Origin of the sequence: Myroides sp. WP-1, from assembly GCF_014145635.1 — a bacterium.
GTDB lineage: Bacteria > Bacteroidota > Bacteroidia > Flavobacteriales > Flavobacteriaceae > Flavobacterium.
In genome coordinates, this window is sequence record NZ_JACHTC010000006.1 from 55,253 (window position 1) to 70,142 (window position 14,890).

At 32.8% G+C, this 14,890-nt stretch carries 13 protein-coding genes; 4 read left to right on the forward strand and 9 right to left on the reverse strand.

What is annotated here, in order from left to right; all coding sequences use genetic code 11:
* Positions 1–40 precede the first annotated feature (40 nt).
* From H4K33_RS07890 to ybeY, 5 genes are all read right to left on the reverse strand, one after another.
* Entirely contained in the window at positions 41–637 is a 597-nt protein-coding gene (locus H4K33_RS07890) for an OmpH family outer membrane protein (protein ID WP_182647915.1), read from the reverse strand.
* Positions 638–918: 281 nt separating this feature from the next.
* Positions 919–1,779 carry a class I SAM-dependent methyltransferase gene (locus H4K33_RS07895; RefSeq protein ID WP_182647916.1) on the reverse strand — a complete coding sequence of 287 codons (861 nt, stop codon included), beginning with the start codon at positions 1,777–1,779 and terminating at the stop codon, positions 919–921.
* 607 nt (positions 1,780–2,386) lie between these two features.
* A complete protein-coding gene (locus H4K33_RS07900; RefSeq protein ID WP_182647917.1) occupies positions 2,387–2,533 on the reverse strand; it encodes a hypothetical protein in 147 nt (48 codons plus the stop codon).
* Between the two features lie 426 nt (positions 2,534–2,959).
* A complete protein-coding gene (mnmG, locus tag H4K33_RS07905) occupies positions 2,960–4,837 on the reverse strand; it encodes a tRNA uridine-5-carboxymethylaminomethyl(34) synthesis enzyme MnmG (protein ID WP_182647918.1) in 1,878 nt (625 codons plus the stop codon).
* 21 nt (positions 4,838–4,858) lie between these two features.
* On the reverse strand, positions 4,859–5,278 hold the full coding sequence (gene ybeY, locus H4K33_RS07910; RefSeq protein ID WP_182647919.1) for an rRNA maturation RNase YbeY: 420 nt from the start codon (positions 5,276–5,278) through the stop codon (positions 4,859–4,861).
* A 2,760-nt stretch (positions 5,279–8,038) separates the two neighbouring features.
* On the opposite strand from ybeY, the gene gltX reads away from it, so the two are divergent.
* The 4 genes from gltX to H4K33_RS07930 all read left to right on the forward strand — a co-directional run bounded on the left by gltX (position 8,039) and on the right by H4K33_RS07930 (position 11,980).
* Positions 8,039–9,550 (forward strand): glutamate--tRNA ligase, encoded by a 1,512-nt coding sequence (gene gltX, locus H4K33_RS07915; RefSeq protein WP_182647920.1) that lies wholly within the window; start codon positions 8,039–8,041, stop codon positions 9,548–9,550.
* Positions 9,551–9,649: 99 nt separating this feature from the next.
* The gene (locus H4K33_RS07920; RefSeq protein ID WP_182647921.1) at positions 9,650–10,159 is read left to right on the forward strand and encodes a hypothetical protein; all 510 of its coding nucleotides are present in this window, start codon (positions 9,650–9,652) and stop codon (positions 10,157–10,159) included.
* A 79-nt stretch (positions 10,160–10,238) separates the two neighbouring features.
* On the forward strand, positions 10,239–10,979 hold the full coding sequence (locus tag H4K33_RS07925; protein ID WP_182647922.1) for a hypothetical protein: 741 nt from the start codon (positions 10,239–10,241) through the stop codon (positions 10,977–10,979).
* A gap of 62 nt (positions 10,980–11,041) precedes the next feature.
* Positions 11,042–11,980, forward strand: coding sequence for an SPFH domain-containing protein (locus H4K33_RS07930; protein WP_182647923.1), 939 nt, complete (start codon positions 11,042–11,044; stop codon positions 11,978–11,980).
* A 96-nt stretch (positions 11,981–12,076) separates the two neighbouring features.
* Here the strand turns inward: H4K33_RS07930 and H4K33_RS07935 are convergent, their stop codons facing one another.
* The 4 genes from H4K33_RS07935 to H4K33_RS07950 all read right to left on the reverse strand — a co-directional run bounded on the left by H4K33_RS07935 (position 12,077) and on the right by H4K33_RS07950 (position 14,844).
* Positions 12,077–12,322: a DUF6327 family protein gene (locus H4K33_RS07935; RefSeq protein WP_182647924.1), complete on the reverse strand. Its 246-nt coding sequence runs from the start codon at positions 12,320–12,322 to the stop codon at positions 12,077–12,079.
* A gap of 20 nt (positions 12,323–12,342) precedes the next feature.
* Positions 12,343–12,693 (reverse strand): hypothetical protein, encoded by a 351-nt coding sequence (locus tag H4K33_RS07940; RefSeq protein ID WP_182647925.1) that lies wholly within the window; start codon positions 12,691–12,693, stop codon positions 12,343–12,345.
* 21 nt (positions 12,694–12,714) lie between these two features.
* Positions 12,715–13,056, reverse strand: coding sequence for a YtxH domain-containing protein (locus H4K33_RS07945; RefSeq protein WP_182647926.1), 342 nt, complete (start codon positions 13,054–13,056; stop codon positions 12,715–12,717).
* A gap of 105 nt (positions 13,057–13,161) precedes the next feature.
* Positions 13,162–14,844: a glutamine--tRNA ligase/YqeY domain fusion protein gene (locus H4K33_RS07950; protein ID WP_182647927.1), complete on the reverse strand. Its 1,683-nt coding sequence runs from the start codon at positions 14,842–14,844 to the stop codon at positions 13,162–13,164.
* Positions 14,845–14,890: the final 46 nt, after the last annotated feature.

The following is a 14,890-nucleotide window of genomic DNA, read 5'->3' on the forward strand; positions in this document are numbered from 1 at the left end:
TGCTTAGGACTATTTGAATAATATACGTAATTAAATATTCTTATTTTTCTTCTTTTGTTGCAGGTGTTTCTGCTTTCTTATCATCTACTGTAGTAGCTGCAGAAGTACCCTTGTATTTTGAGTTTAATTCTTTAATAATATCTTCTGTGATATTATACTCCTCTTTACCGTAAATAACAGTCGAAGCTTCTTCTGTGTTAAACACATAATCTAAACTCTTTTTCTTCGCAAAATCAGCAATGTGAGATTTAACTTTCTTCACTACAGAATCCATTTCTTTCGCACTTTCAGCTTGCAATTCTTGAAAAATTGTTTGCTGTTTCATCTGTAATTGTTGCTCTTTGCGTTGTAACTCACCACCTTTTTGTTGAGCCCAAGCTTGCCCTTTTTGAGCTGCATTAGCTTGAAAGTTTTGAACTTCGCGTTGAAATTGTGCAATTTCTCCTTCGAACTCTTTTCCTTTCTCTTCTGATTTTATTTTGTATTTTGATTCAATATCTTTTACCTCTTGATATTCTGTCATTAATTTAGAAGAATCAATATACGCAGTTTTAAATTCTGTTGCAGCAGTGTTTGTATTATTGTTACAAGAAAATAACAATCCAGCTAATCCTAATACGAAAATACCTTTTTTCATTTTTGATTTTTTTAAAAACATGTAAAATTAAAAAAACTTTTAATGTTTACTACATTATTTGCACTTATATATTTTAATAAATAAAATTTATAGATAAAATAAAAACAATAAATAAAAACAATAAATAAAAACTATTAAATCAGCTTTTAAAGGCTCAGCACTATTCCAATATCTTTTTTTCTTAATAGCAACACTCCACTTTATTTAAAAAAGTGTCTTAAAACGCTTTAAAATCACTTTTATCGATTTCTAAACCTTGTTTTTCATGCTTCATGCAGAAACTAGTCCACTTTAGCTAAACAATAAACCAAAGAGGAATATTCCATCGAATTACGCGCCTCTACATTCGAACGTAAGCCTACTAAAAATGCTTTGATCCAATTTCTCTTTCCGGTCTTATACTCTTCTGATAAAAGAGAAACATAAAAGCTGTCAAAAATCATGGGTTGAACTTCTTCAATTTTAAATTGAAAAGTTGAAAAAATACGCGCAATAGAGTTTTGTGAAAAATGCCATATATGACGTGGGACATCATAAGCAGCCCAATACTCTTTATAATATGTTGCATCATATGATTTATAATTAGGAACAGCCAAAACTAATTTTCCATCCGCTTTCAGCAAGCGTTTTAATTCTACGATTTGCTCTTCTAAATTAGGAATGTGTTCCAAAACATGCCAAAGTGTAATAACATCAAAAGAAGCATCCGCTAATTCTTTAAAATCAGAAATCAATCGTACTCCCTTTTTTTCAGCTAATACTCTTGCTTGATCACTTGGTTCAAATCCGGTAACAGTCCATCCGCGTTTTTGTGCTTCAACTAAAAAATCACCAGTACCACAACCAATATCTAAAAGTGTTCCTACTGTATTATTTTGTCTAAACAATAAATCCACTTTTCTGCGCAACGCAACTTTTTTTACACTTTGATAAAGGCGTTCAAAAAAATTTCGTTTTCCATCTGTATGGGAAATATAATTCTCACTTTGGTAGTAGCTTCCTAATTTTTCTTTAGACGGAACTGGATCAGTCAATACTAAATCATAAGCGCGATTATAGTACAAGGAAAAAACTTCTTGAGAAACACTGTAGTCTTTTACTTCTACAATTTTTTCGTCTTTGCTAAAATTTAGGTGTTCCATTACATCGATTCATTTAATTCTACCATTCACTTTTTACCGCTTATAAAAAGTAGTATGATCTTCAAAATTAAAATTTATTCTAAGAATTCCACTAAGGATATCTTTTTCTTTTTAAACTTTATTTCTGCAAAAAAACTTTAAAAGTGATCCTCCCCTTCGGCTTAAAAAAAATCTTCTTTCTCATTTTTTTTGAAGAATGGTATAGTTGATATTTTAAAAAAACAGAAACTTAATCTTTCAATTTTTTGCATGCTTTTTTCTTTCGTTCTTCTCTTCTTTTTTTTTAAAACAAAATTTAATGATAATTTTTGTTTGGATTCATTTCTCAAAAAAGTAAAAACATTTTATTGTTTTTTCTATTCTTCCATTTATTTTTTTTGACGAAAAAATAAGGATAAAAATGCTACTTTTTGAATACACTTTTTTGTGCTGCATTTTTTCAAATTACATCTTTTTCAGAATCCAATTTTACACCTATTTTTTTCAAGAGCTATTTATTTTACAAAAAAAATCTTCTAACAATACCGATTTATATTTACCTCCAAACAGTTCTTTTTTTACAGAACAAGCCCCATTTAAAATATAGTTTTTTTTCTTTTTCATTTAGCTAGATTTTCTTCTCTGTCTTTTCTTCTCTGTCTTTTCTTCTCTGTCTTTTCTTCTCTGTCTTTTCTTCTCTGTCTTTTCTTCTCTGTCTTTTCTTCTCTGTCTTTTCTTCTCTGTCTTTTCTTCTCTGTCTTTTCTTCTCTGTCATTTCTTCTCTGTCATTTCTTCTCTGTCATTTCTTCTCTGTCATTTCTTCTCTGTCATTTCTTCTCTGTCATTTCTTCTCTGTCATTTCTTCTCTGTCATTTCTTCTCTGTCTTTTCTTCTCTATTTATTTTGTTACAAAGTCTATTTTTTACAACATGTGATTAATGGAAAACCAAGTAGCGAAACAAGATCATTTCCCATCTGTTCTCAGCACGTTTACCAACTACATAGTCGCTCTCAATCATTTCATTTAAACTGCAGCTAATACAGACATCAAAGGTTGTTTATCGCTTATTCTTACTTCATCTATTACTTTAAGCAACGCTGTAATTAATTGTAAAGATGCATATTGCTTCTTACCTACTCAACAAAAAAATAAGGATTGTTCCACGTGGAACAATCCTTATCTTATAGTTCAATTCACTTGTTATCTTCCCATATGGATCAAGAGAATCGATATATCTGTTGGGGTTACCCCACTGATTCTAGATGCTTGAGAGATCGTTATCGGACGGATCTTTTTGAACTTCTCACGTGATTCAAACGATAGGGAAACAATCTTATCATAGTCAAAATTTTCGGGAATCTTAACGTCTTCCAAACGGTTCAACTTGTCGGCATTGTTCTTTTCTTTCTCAATATAACCAGAGTATTTAACTTGAATTTCTGCCTGTTCAATCACCTCCTGATCAAGGTTATGTTCGGCGATATACTCTTCCACTTTTTTAAACTTTAGGATATCATCTAATTCAATTTGTGGTCGAGAAAACACTTTAAACATCTTATCAGGTTGGCTCATTAAAGAAGATCCTTTAGCCTCTAAGATAGGATTTGCCTCCACTGTTTTTACACTAGTCTCCTTGAAAAATTCAACAAATTTTTCCGATTCGTTGCGTTTATATTCCATGCGTCTCATACGTTCTTCAGACGCTAAACCGATCGAATAAGACATCGGAGTTAATCTGAAATCAGCATTATCTTGACGCAATAAAGTGCGATATTCTGCTCGAGAAGTAAACATACGATAAGGCTCTTCCGTTCCTTTTGTGATCAAATCATCGATCAAAACACCGATATAAGCTTCATCTCTTCTCAAGATCAAAGGCTCTTTTTCGTGTACTTTTAAGTGTGCATTTATACCTGCCATCAATCCCTGAGATGCTGCTTCTTCGTATCCAGTTGTACCATTAATCTGACCTGCAAAATACAAACCATCCACCAATTTTGTTTCTAGTGTATGCTTCAATTGCGTAGGCGGAAAGTAATCATATTCGATCGCATATCCTGGTCTAAATATTTTAGCATTTTCAAAACCGGCAACCGCACGCAAAGCTTTAAACTGGATATCTTCTGGTAGTGAAGTTGAGAATCCATTAACGTAGATTTCACAAGTATTCCACCCTTCCGGTTCAACAAAAATTTGGTGTCTTTCTTTATCAGCAAAGCGATTAATCTTGTCTTCGATAGACGGACAATAGCGAGGACCTAAGCTTTTAATTCTTCCCGTAAACATCGGAGAACGATCAAAACCTTCACGAAGGAGGTCATGAACCTCTGTTGAAGTATACGTCATAAAACAGTCTCTTTGCTGTTTTAAAGGCGAGGTTACATCCATATAAGAGAACTTCGAAGGATTGATATCTCCCCCTTGAACTTCCATCTTAGTGTAATCTAAAGAGCGTCCATCTACACGAGGAGGTGTACCTGTTTTCATTCGCCCAGCGGTAAAACCTAATTTTACTAAGTCTTCTGTTATACCAAAAGCAGCACCTTCACCAGCTCTACCCCCACCGAACTGCTTCTCTCCAATATGGATCAATCCGTTAAGGAAAGTTCCATTTGTCAGAATAACAGTTTTCGCTTTGATAGTCAATCCTAAACTCGTAACAACCCCTTCAATTTTGTGATTATTAACCAAAAGTGACTTAACCATATCTTGATAAAAGTCTAAATTAGGTGTTCCCTCAAGCATCAAACGCCATGTTTCAGAAAAACGCATACGATCCGATTGCACTCGTGGCGACCACATCGCAGGTCCTTTAGACTTATTTAGCATTTTGAACTGAATTGCCGTTTGATCGGAAACAATCCCTGAATACCCTCCTAGGGCATCAATCTCGCGCACAATTTGTCCTTTGGCAATCCCACCCATAGCAGGATTACAAGACATTTGCGCAATGTTTTGTAAACTCATTGTGATCAAAAGTGTTTTGGACCCCATATTGGCAGCAGCAGCAGCAGCTTCAGAACCCGCATGTCCACCTCCCACAACGATTACATCATATATATCTTGAAAAATACTCATTTTTGTAAAAATCTAATCGTTTTATTGTTCCACGTGGAACAATTTCATCTTTTCTTCTTCTTTTTGACGCATTAACGCTTCTTCTGTTTCACTTTTATCCTTATACCCGCAATAATGAAGGACTCCATGTGCCATCACACGCAAAAGCTCCGTATCAAAAGCTACTGAAAAATCAGAGGCATTTTCCTTAACACGCTCTAAACTAATAAAAATATCACCACTAACAACTTGATTATCAGTGTAATCAAAACTAATGATATCAGTTAAAGTATCATGATCCAAATACTTTACATTAATCTCATGTAAGTATTCATCCGTGCAAAAAATATAATTTATTTCCCCCAAATGATAGCCTTCAGAAAGAACAATGGATTCTATCCACGCTTCATACTGCTCCTCATTTTGGAGTGAAAAATCTAATTCGTAATTAAAAGTTATCATATAAAATATAAATATCCGGCAAAGGTACGATGAAAATTAAAACAGTAATACACTGAAATCTAAAAACATTCCCAAATAAAAAACCTGATTTTCTATAAAATAAAAGTGCTAGAAAACTAAAATGCCCTAATCGAAAGAAAAAAAATTAAAAAATAATCAACAAGGCAAACCGTAATGTAAAAACTTCTACCTGCCATTTAAGCAACTCAGGCTAGTTCGGCTCAAGAAAAAATACATCCCTTACATCAAATTAAGACGCTGTATTTCGCGTATTTCAGAACAAAGAAACAAAAATTACAGATATCAAAACTACAAGGGTTCGTTAAACAACGCTTCACAGTTTGTAAATCTGGGAAAAATCATTTTTTTTTATACGAGATATAAGATGAAGCAAATTTAATCAGTTAAAACAAAGCTCCTCTCCTATTTTTCGTATTTCTATCTAACTCCAAATAATTTAATTTTACGCAAAATATAAGGCCAAGAAAATTTTCGAGTCAGAAAAATATCCGTCTTCTATTTTTCATATTTCGCCCAAACTCCCAATAATTTTATTTTACACGAAATACAAGGCAAAGAAAATTTTTAAGCCAGGAAAAATTTGCTTTTTGTACTTTTCATATTTCCACCTAACTCTAAATAATTTTATTTTACGCAAAATATAAGGCCAAGAAAATTTTCGAGTCAGAAAAATATCCGTCTTCTATTTTTCATATTTCGCCCAAACTCCCAATAATTTTATTTTACACGAAATATAAGGCCAAGAAAATTTTCAAACCAAAAAAATATCCGTCTTCTATTTTTCATATTTCGCCCAAACTCCCAATAATTTTATTTTACGCAAAATACAAGGCAAAGAAAATTTTTAAGCCAGAAAAAAAAGCGGCTTATATTTTTAGTATTTCCATCTAACTCCAAGTAATTTTATTTTACGCCAAATACAAGGCAAAGAAAATTTTCAAGCCAGAAAAAATTTTCATCTTGTACTTTTCTTATTTCCATCTAACTCCAAGTAATTTTATTTTACGCAAAATACAAGGCAAAGAAAAAATTCTATTCAGAAAAAAACGATGCTCTACATCTTTCATATTTCTATCTAACTGTCAATAATTTTATTTTACGCAAAATACAAGGCAAAGAAAAAACTCTATTCAGAAAAAAACGATACTCTATATCTTTCATATTTCTATCTAACTTCAAGCAATTTTATTTTAAGCGAAATACAACGTTTAGAAAATTTCCAGTTCACAAAAAAAACATGCTTTATATCTTTCATATTTCTATCTAATACCAAGCAATTTTGTTTTAAGCGAAATACAACGCTTAGTAAATTTATTGACCAAGAAAAAGTAAGCGTCCTAATTAGATTATTTCAACCCAACATTCATGTAATTTCTTTTAAGCAAAATATAGCGTTTAGAAAAAATTGGTATCTGAGAAAAAGCAAGCGTCCTAATTGGATTATTTCAACTCGATCTTCAGCAATTTCATTTAAGCAAAATATAGCGCTTAGAAAATTCGGAATGAACCAAAAAAAGCGAGGCTATATTCTTCATATTCTATCCAAACATCAAACCATTTTTTTTTACAACAAGCACAACAGTCCAAAAAAAAAAGAGACAGAAAAATTGTACTAAAAAACACCCATTCAACAAACAAAACAGAAGAGGAGAAAAAAGAAGACTTATCAACGTTATCAACAATACTAATAATAGAAATAAAATCTTTTTAAAAATTAAAAAATATCTTCTCTATTATATTGCTTGTTAATATGTACAATAACTTTTTAGCTAGAATTTGCAGTTTTGACTTATAAAAACTTATTAACACGATATCATTTCTTAAAACGCTTTAAAATAGCCAAATAGCTATCTTATTAACACGGTTAATAACCGTTATCAACAGCTTGTTTAATATAACTTAGGGTGTGTATAGCTGTTAATAAGTGGTGGATAGACTATGGATATCTGACTAATAGTTTCTAAAAAATAAATTTGCACAAGTACATTTACTTGCTGTATTGTAAAATATTTTAACTAAACAAAAAATAGTTATTCTATTCTTTCCATACTTATCAACAAAATCTGTTTATAGCGTATTGCTTCAAAATCAAAAGATTAGAGGATTTTAAAAGTACTCCTGTTGATAACTGTTAATTACTTATAAATCAGCATATTATTTGTGAATATTTCCAAACTACTTTTTTTCATCCAAACTGGTTTGTAGGATAATTTACTTCATCAATTGGGTTGTTTTTACTGTAAATTATAGAGAATTATTTTTTTATTATGTGCATTATTTTCGATAAATAGCGTTTAAAGTTAGCCTCGAAAAACAGTATAAATGCGGGAGATTACAGGCACTAAAAATGCTAAAAAAGTGAATTTAAAGTAAAAAAATTGACTTCAAAATGACGTATATTTTAGTTTATTTATGGGGATCAAATGATATTTTTTGGAGTCAAAAAAAGCATAAAATTGAAATTTAGAACTAGTTATTACCGTAAAAAATGTATTAAAATGTAGATGATAACAGCAATAGAAATACTATATATATAGGTATAGATTTTTTAAAACAGAGGGTGTTATTTTCGTTTTTTTTGTGATTGCAAGGCTTCTTAGCTAGGCCTAATTTGGCATTTGTGAAAGACTATGTTATTAGTGTAAAAGTTAGATTACAACTTTATAAATGATTTTAAGGAGATTACAACTTTATAAAAACGATAGTTGTAGTATCTTTGTAAAAATATAATGAATCAAAATGGCTAATCAAGTTCGCGTGCGTTTTGCACCTAGTCCTACAGGACCTTTACACATTGGTGGTGTTAGAACAGCATTATTTAATTATTTATTTGCTAAACAAAACAACGGTGTTTTCTATGTTAGAATAGAAGATACAGATCAAAATAGATTTGTTCCTGGTGCAGAAGCCTATATTCTAGAAGCATTAGAATGGTTGGGTATTTCTCCTGATGAAACGATGGGAAAAAACGAAAAGTTTGGACCTTATAGACAAAGTGAGCGCAAGGAATTATACAAGCAATATGCAGATCAGTTGATTGAAAGTGGATGGGCATATTATGCATTTGATACAGCAGAAGAACTAGACGAATTACGCAAGAAAGCTGAAGAATCGGGGCAAACTTTTATTTATAATCACAGTAATAGATCGCAGTTGAGAACTTCACTTAATCTATCAAAAGAGGAAGTTGATCAATTGATAGCAGCTGATGAACCTTATGTAATTCGATTTAAAACTCCTGTAGGAGAAACCTTGCATTTAAATGATATTATCCGTGGAGATATTAAGTTTGAAACAAGTTTACTAGATGATAAGGTATTGTTTAAAAGTGATGGAATGCCAACGTATCACTTAGCAAATATTGTAGACGATCACTTAATGGAAACATCTCACGTTATTCGCGGTGAAGAATGGTTACCTTCTCTTCCACTACACGAATTGTTATACAAAGCATTTGGCTGGGAAGCTCCTAAATTTGCTCATTTACCACTTATATTGAAACCAGTTGGAAATGGAAAATTATCTAAACGCGATGGAGATAAGCTTGGGTTTCCTGTATTTCCATTAGATTGGCAAGACCCTATTTCTGGTGAAAAATCTTCAGGATATAGAGAAAAAGGTTTTTATCCAGAAACTGTTCTTAATTTTTTAGCCTTATTAGGTTGGAACGATGGAACAGATCAAGAAATTTTTTCTTTAGAAGAATTAGTAGCTAAGTTTGATCTAGGACGCGTACATAAAGCAGGTGCTAAATTTGATCCAGAAAAGAATAAATGGTTCAATCAACACTATTTAAAACTTCAAAAAGATGCTGATTTAGCTCAAGATTTTCAGCGTATTTTGAAAGAAAAAGGAATACAAGTTGAAGATCAGTATGTGCAACAAGTGGTAGGATTAATCAAAGAACGTGCAACGTTCGTTTCGGATTTCTTTGAATTGAGTGATTTCTTTTTTCAAGCACCTGTAGAATACGATTCAAAAGCGCTTAAAAATTGGAAAGAAGATACCGCTGGTTTAATGGAACAAGTAGCTGAGATTATTGAAAAGGTAGGTGTATTTAATGCAACAGAAATCGATAAGCAAGTGAAAGACTGGATTAATGAACAAGGTGTTGGAATGGGCAAAGTAATGCAACCCTTACGCGTTTGTGTTGTGGGAGCTTTAAAAGGACCTGATTTATTCCAAATCATTGAGTTAATTGGTAAAGAAGAAACGCTGAAGAGAATTAAGCAAGCAATTGCGACAGTATAAAAATTAAAGAGAGCTAATTTTAGCTCTCTTTTGCTTTATAAAAAAGGTTTATCTATTTATGAGAAATAAGCTGTAATTTTAAGCTAGAAAAAAAGTAGAATGAAAAGATTACTAACTATTTTATGTGTTGTTGCTTTTTTGTCAACGGCTTGCTCCAATGATGAAGCAAATACTGGGCAAAGAGCAGAAAGCGAATGGAACGATTACATTCAGAAGCATTTAATCGGAGAATGGAAACCAATTTCTCTAAGCGTAAAGCCTTTACTAGGTGATGTATTGCTCAGAGAAGATTACACTGCGTTGAGCAAACCCAACGATGTAGTAAGATTGAACAAAGATTTTACAGGGGTTTTGACAAGAGAAGATCAGCAAAAAAATATCAAATCGACTGCATTTAAATGGTATCATAAATTTGAAGAATTAGGTCTTGTTTTACCTGATTACCCCGTTTTTAAAGCTGTGATTTTACATAAATCACAGAAAGAACTCGAGGTGGCTTTACCCTTAGAACAAGTGTTACCTTATTTTGACTTAGAATTACAAGAAAAAGTGAAGAAACACATTGAGCAACAAGAACAACTACAAGCTGTATTTAAATTTGTTAAATAAACGTAATGTTTTAGTTAATTTAAATGTAAATTGAATTGATATTTAGTTGTATATTTGAGAGTTAACAAAAACTAGTTTTATGAAAAAAATATTTCTTTCTTTTTCACTACTCGCTTTAGTTCTTACAGGAACTGTTTCTTGTAGTAGTGATGATAATAGTACAGAACAAAAACACACACAAACACTTGAATTAAAGTCTTTAAAAGGCAATACAGTAAATGTAGATGAAGAAGTTACTTTTATGATTGCCGTTGGTACAACTGCAATTGAAGGTGCTCAACTCTATGTGAATGGAAAAGATGCAACTAATCCATTCAAATTTACAGAAATGGGTACATTTAAAGTTGTAGCGAAAAAAGAGGGATACAAGGAAAGTAATGAGCTTACGATTGAAGTAAAAAAAGCAGTAGCAGATATTTCTTTGGTTAATACATGGGTTCCAACTCATGTTAATGTTAACATACCTATGGCAGATCCTATTGCCATGCCCTATCCTAAAAAAGAAAATTGTGAAGACGATACTTTAGTTTTTGACGACGCAGCAACAGTTAAATTTAACTATCACGATGATAGTTGTGCAGTTTCTACGACTGGAACAACGTGGTCATTTAATGAAGCAACAAAAGTATTGACGTTTACTTTATTTGATCAAGTGATGAACGTTAATGTGACTTCGCTAACAGCAGATAAGTTTACGATTAAAGCAAAAGGAGATCAATTTGCAGCTTTAATTCCAATTTTAGTTCCTGATTTAGCTTCAAGTTTACCACCTGCAATGCTTGCTTTGATAGAAGTAGAATTACAATTTGATAGACAATAAAAAGAAATCTCCAGAAATGGAGATTTTTTTGTAATTTGACGTACTAATAAATAAATATTGTTATGTTTTTAATCTTTCTTGTACCTGTATTGATTATCTTGTTTTTAAGTTTCTTTACAGTTAAACAACAGTCCTCAGCGATTATTGAGCGCTTTGGGAAATTTAATAGCATTAGGCACTCTGGTTTACAATTGAAAATACCTGTTGTAGATCGAATTTCAGGAGTGGTTAATTTGAGAATCCAGCAATTGGATGTGATGATTGAAACAAAAACGAAAGATAATGTTTTCGTTAAGTTGAAAGTTTCTGTTCAGTTCAAAGTAATTGCCGATCGTGTTTACGATGCATTTTATAAGTTGGAGTATCCACACGATCAGATTACATCTTATGTGTTTGATGTCGTTCGTGCAGAGGTTCCAAAATTAATTTTAGATGATGTTTTTGAGCGAAAAGACAATATCGCTGTAGCAGTAAAACGCGAATTGAATGAAGCGATGACAACGTATGGTTACGATATCATTAATACCTTAATTACGGATATTGATCCAGATATTCAGGTGAAAAATGCGATGAATAGAATCAATGCTGCCGATCGTGAGAAAGTAGCAGCTGAGTATGAAGCAGAGGCAAGTAGAATTCGCATTGTAGCTAAAGCAAAAGCGGAGGCAGAATCCAAACGTCTGCAAGGACAAGGAATTGCGGATCAACGTCGCGAGATTGCTCAGGGATTAGTAGAAAGTGTGGATGTATTAAATAAGGTCGGAATCAATTCTCAAGAGGCTTCTGCCCTAATTGTTGTAACACAACATTACGATACGCTTCAGGCAGTAGGTGCTGATTCGAGATCTAATTTAATTTTATTACCTAATTCCCCTACTGCAGCAAGTGATATGCTAACGAATATGGTTACTTCATTTGCAGCAAGTAGTAAAGTATCAGAAATGAGCCATACAGCCCCAATAAAGCCTTCTAAGAAAGCAAATGACAATACTTTAGAGTAGGGTTTATTTTTAAAAATAAAGGGCTTAAAAGCGCTAAAATAAAAAAGCGTTGTTCGTATTTGACGAACAACGCTTTTTTATTTTTGTGATATGTGATTATTTTCTAAACTTTCGAATGATATACTTGAAAATAGACGTGACTAGTAAAGTCTGAATACCACTTGAGTTTGTCAATAAGGAACCAGCCGAACCTAAAGTACTTTTAAGTAAATTTTGTGGAGCTGCTTCATCTTTTAATTGGTCTAAAGCCGAATTAATTTTTTGGTAATGAATCTCCCTTTTAACGCGTAAGATCTGCAAATCGAGATCAATTTGCTCAAAGGAGGAATAATGCTTTCTCATAGTAGTAGAATTAACAAGTCTTACTCAGAAAAAATTGCTTCTGAAAGCTTTTTTATCAAAGGTCTATCAACGATGTATTTTCGTAAAGTAAAGACAAGAATACTGATTAATAAATAAAAAAGTCCGACATAAAGAAAACCAAGAGATCTACTTTGGATTTGCTCACCAATAGCGATGGCCGCAAATAAAGAGATGAACAAAAGTGAGAGTAAAAAAAAGATGCCCACTGCAAAAACAGTCATAAAAATAATTGCTGTTTTAGCGGTTATTTTTAGGCCCCACAAGCGAAAGTAGTTCATACTTGAATTGATGTACTGTTCCGAATGTTCTTTAATCTCGTTAATGTTGTTTTTAATTTCTTGGAATGCCATGTCCTACTTGGTGTAAAAAGATTATTTTTTTGTGCTTTCTGCTAATTCTTTGCTTTGCTTTTTAAGTTCAGCTAATTTTTGCTCTAAAGCTGAAATCACCTCATCTCTTTTTTTACCAGCTGAATTGATGAAATCCTCAATACCATCTTCAATAGTATTAGACTTTCGATCTACAACACTGCGAACTTGTTTTTTTAAGTCGTCAATTTTGTGTGAAAGTTCATCTTTTGATTCATCAAACGATCTTCTAATTTTTTTTCTCGTCTTCTTTCCTTCATCAGGAGCGAACAGTATTCCAATACCTACTCCTATTGCTGCTCCAGCTACTAAAGCTGCTAATGTACTACCTAAACGATCTGACATAACTATTGTTTTTTATGATTATCTCATAAAGTTAATGAAAAAAGGTGTTTTTACTCGTTAATGTAACGTTAAAAACACCTTTTTTATAAGATTGTATTGCTAAAATTAGTTTTGATCAAGTTTTGCCCAAGTATCTCTAAGTCCTACAGTCTTATTAAAAACAAGGTTTGTTGTTGTGCTATCTTTATCTACACAAAAATAACCCATGCGTTGGAATTGGAATTGATCTCCTTTTTGTGCTTCCTGTAAACTAGGTTCTAAATATCCTTTAATTACAGATAGGGAATTAGGATTGATGAATTCTAAAAAGTCAACTTCTTTATTTCCATCTGGATTCTCATTGAGAAATAAACGATCGTATATGCGGATTTCTGCCTCAACAGCATGTGCAGTAGAAACCCAGTGAATAGTACCTTTTACTTTGCGTTTACTTGCCTCTGTACCACTTCCACTTCTACTTTCTGGATCGTAAGTAACGTGAATCTCTGTAATATTTCCTTGTTCGTCTTTTACTACACTTTCTCCTTTGATGATATAAGCGTTTTTCAAGCGTACTTCTTTACCAAGAGTTAAGCGGAAAAATTTGCTATTCGCTTCTTCTTTAAAGTCTTCTCTTTCGATATACAATTCTCTTGAAAAAGGAACTTTTCGGAATGTCATTACTTCTTCTTCCGGATTGTTTTCTGCATCTAACCACTCTTCTTGTCCTTCTGGATAGTTTGTGATTACAAGTTTTACTGGATCTAAAACAGCCATTACTCGTGGAGCGATTTTGTTCAAATCTTCACGCACGCAGAATTCCAATAGCGAAACGTCAATGAGGTTATCTCGTTTTGCAATACCAATAGTATCGGCATAGTTGCGGATAGAAGCAGGAGTATATCCTCTTCTTCTTAAACCTGAGATTGTAGACATTCTTGGATCATCCCATCCAGTTACATGTCCTTCGGCAACTAATTTTGCTAGTTTTCGTTTACTTACAACGGTGTGAGAAAGGTTTCTTCTCGCAAATTCACGTTGTTTAGGACGGATATTCTCCCCTTCGACAACCTGATCTAAGAACCAATCGTATAATTCACGGTGAGGTAAAAATTCAAGCGTACAGAAAGAGTGAGAGATACTTTCTAGGTAATCACTTTCTCCATGAGCCCAATCGTACATTGGATAAATACACCAATCGTTTTGCGTGCGGTGGTGTGCTTTATTGATAATGCGGTACATGATTGGATCGCGCATCAACATATTGGTATGTGCCATATCAATCTTAGCACGTAAAATATGCGTTCCTTCTGCGAATTCTCCTTTTTTCATGCGCTCGAATAAATCGAGGTTCTCTTCTACACTTCTATCTCTGTATGGGCTGTTTACCCCTGCTGTGGTTGGTGTACCTTTTTGTTGAGCCATTTCTTCAGAAGTTTGACTATCTACATAAGCCTTTCCTTCTTGAATCATGCGTACTGCCCAATCGTATAATTGCTGGAAATAATCCGATGCATACACTTCATTTGCCCATTTATAACCTAGCCATTCTACATCGTATTTGATTGCGTCAACAAATTCCTGCTCTTCTTTTGAGGGATTCGTATCGTCAAAACGCAAGTTAACTGGCGCGTTGTACTTTAATCCCAATCCAAAGTTTAAACAAATAGAACTCGCATGACCTACGTGTAAATAACCATTAGGCTCAGGCGGAAAACGGAAATGTAGTTTTTCTGTTGGCAAACCATTTTTTAAATCTTCTTCAATGATTTGCTCAATAAAATTTAATGATTTCTCTTTTGTTGACATGGATATAAATATTATAACTACAAAGGTATCAAAAAACTAAACAAGT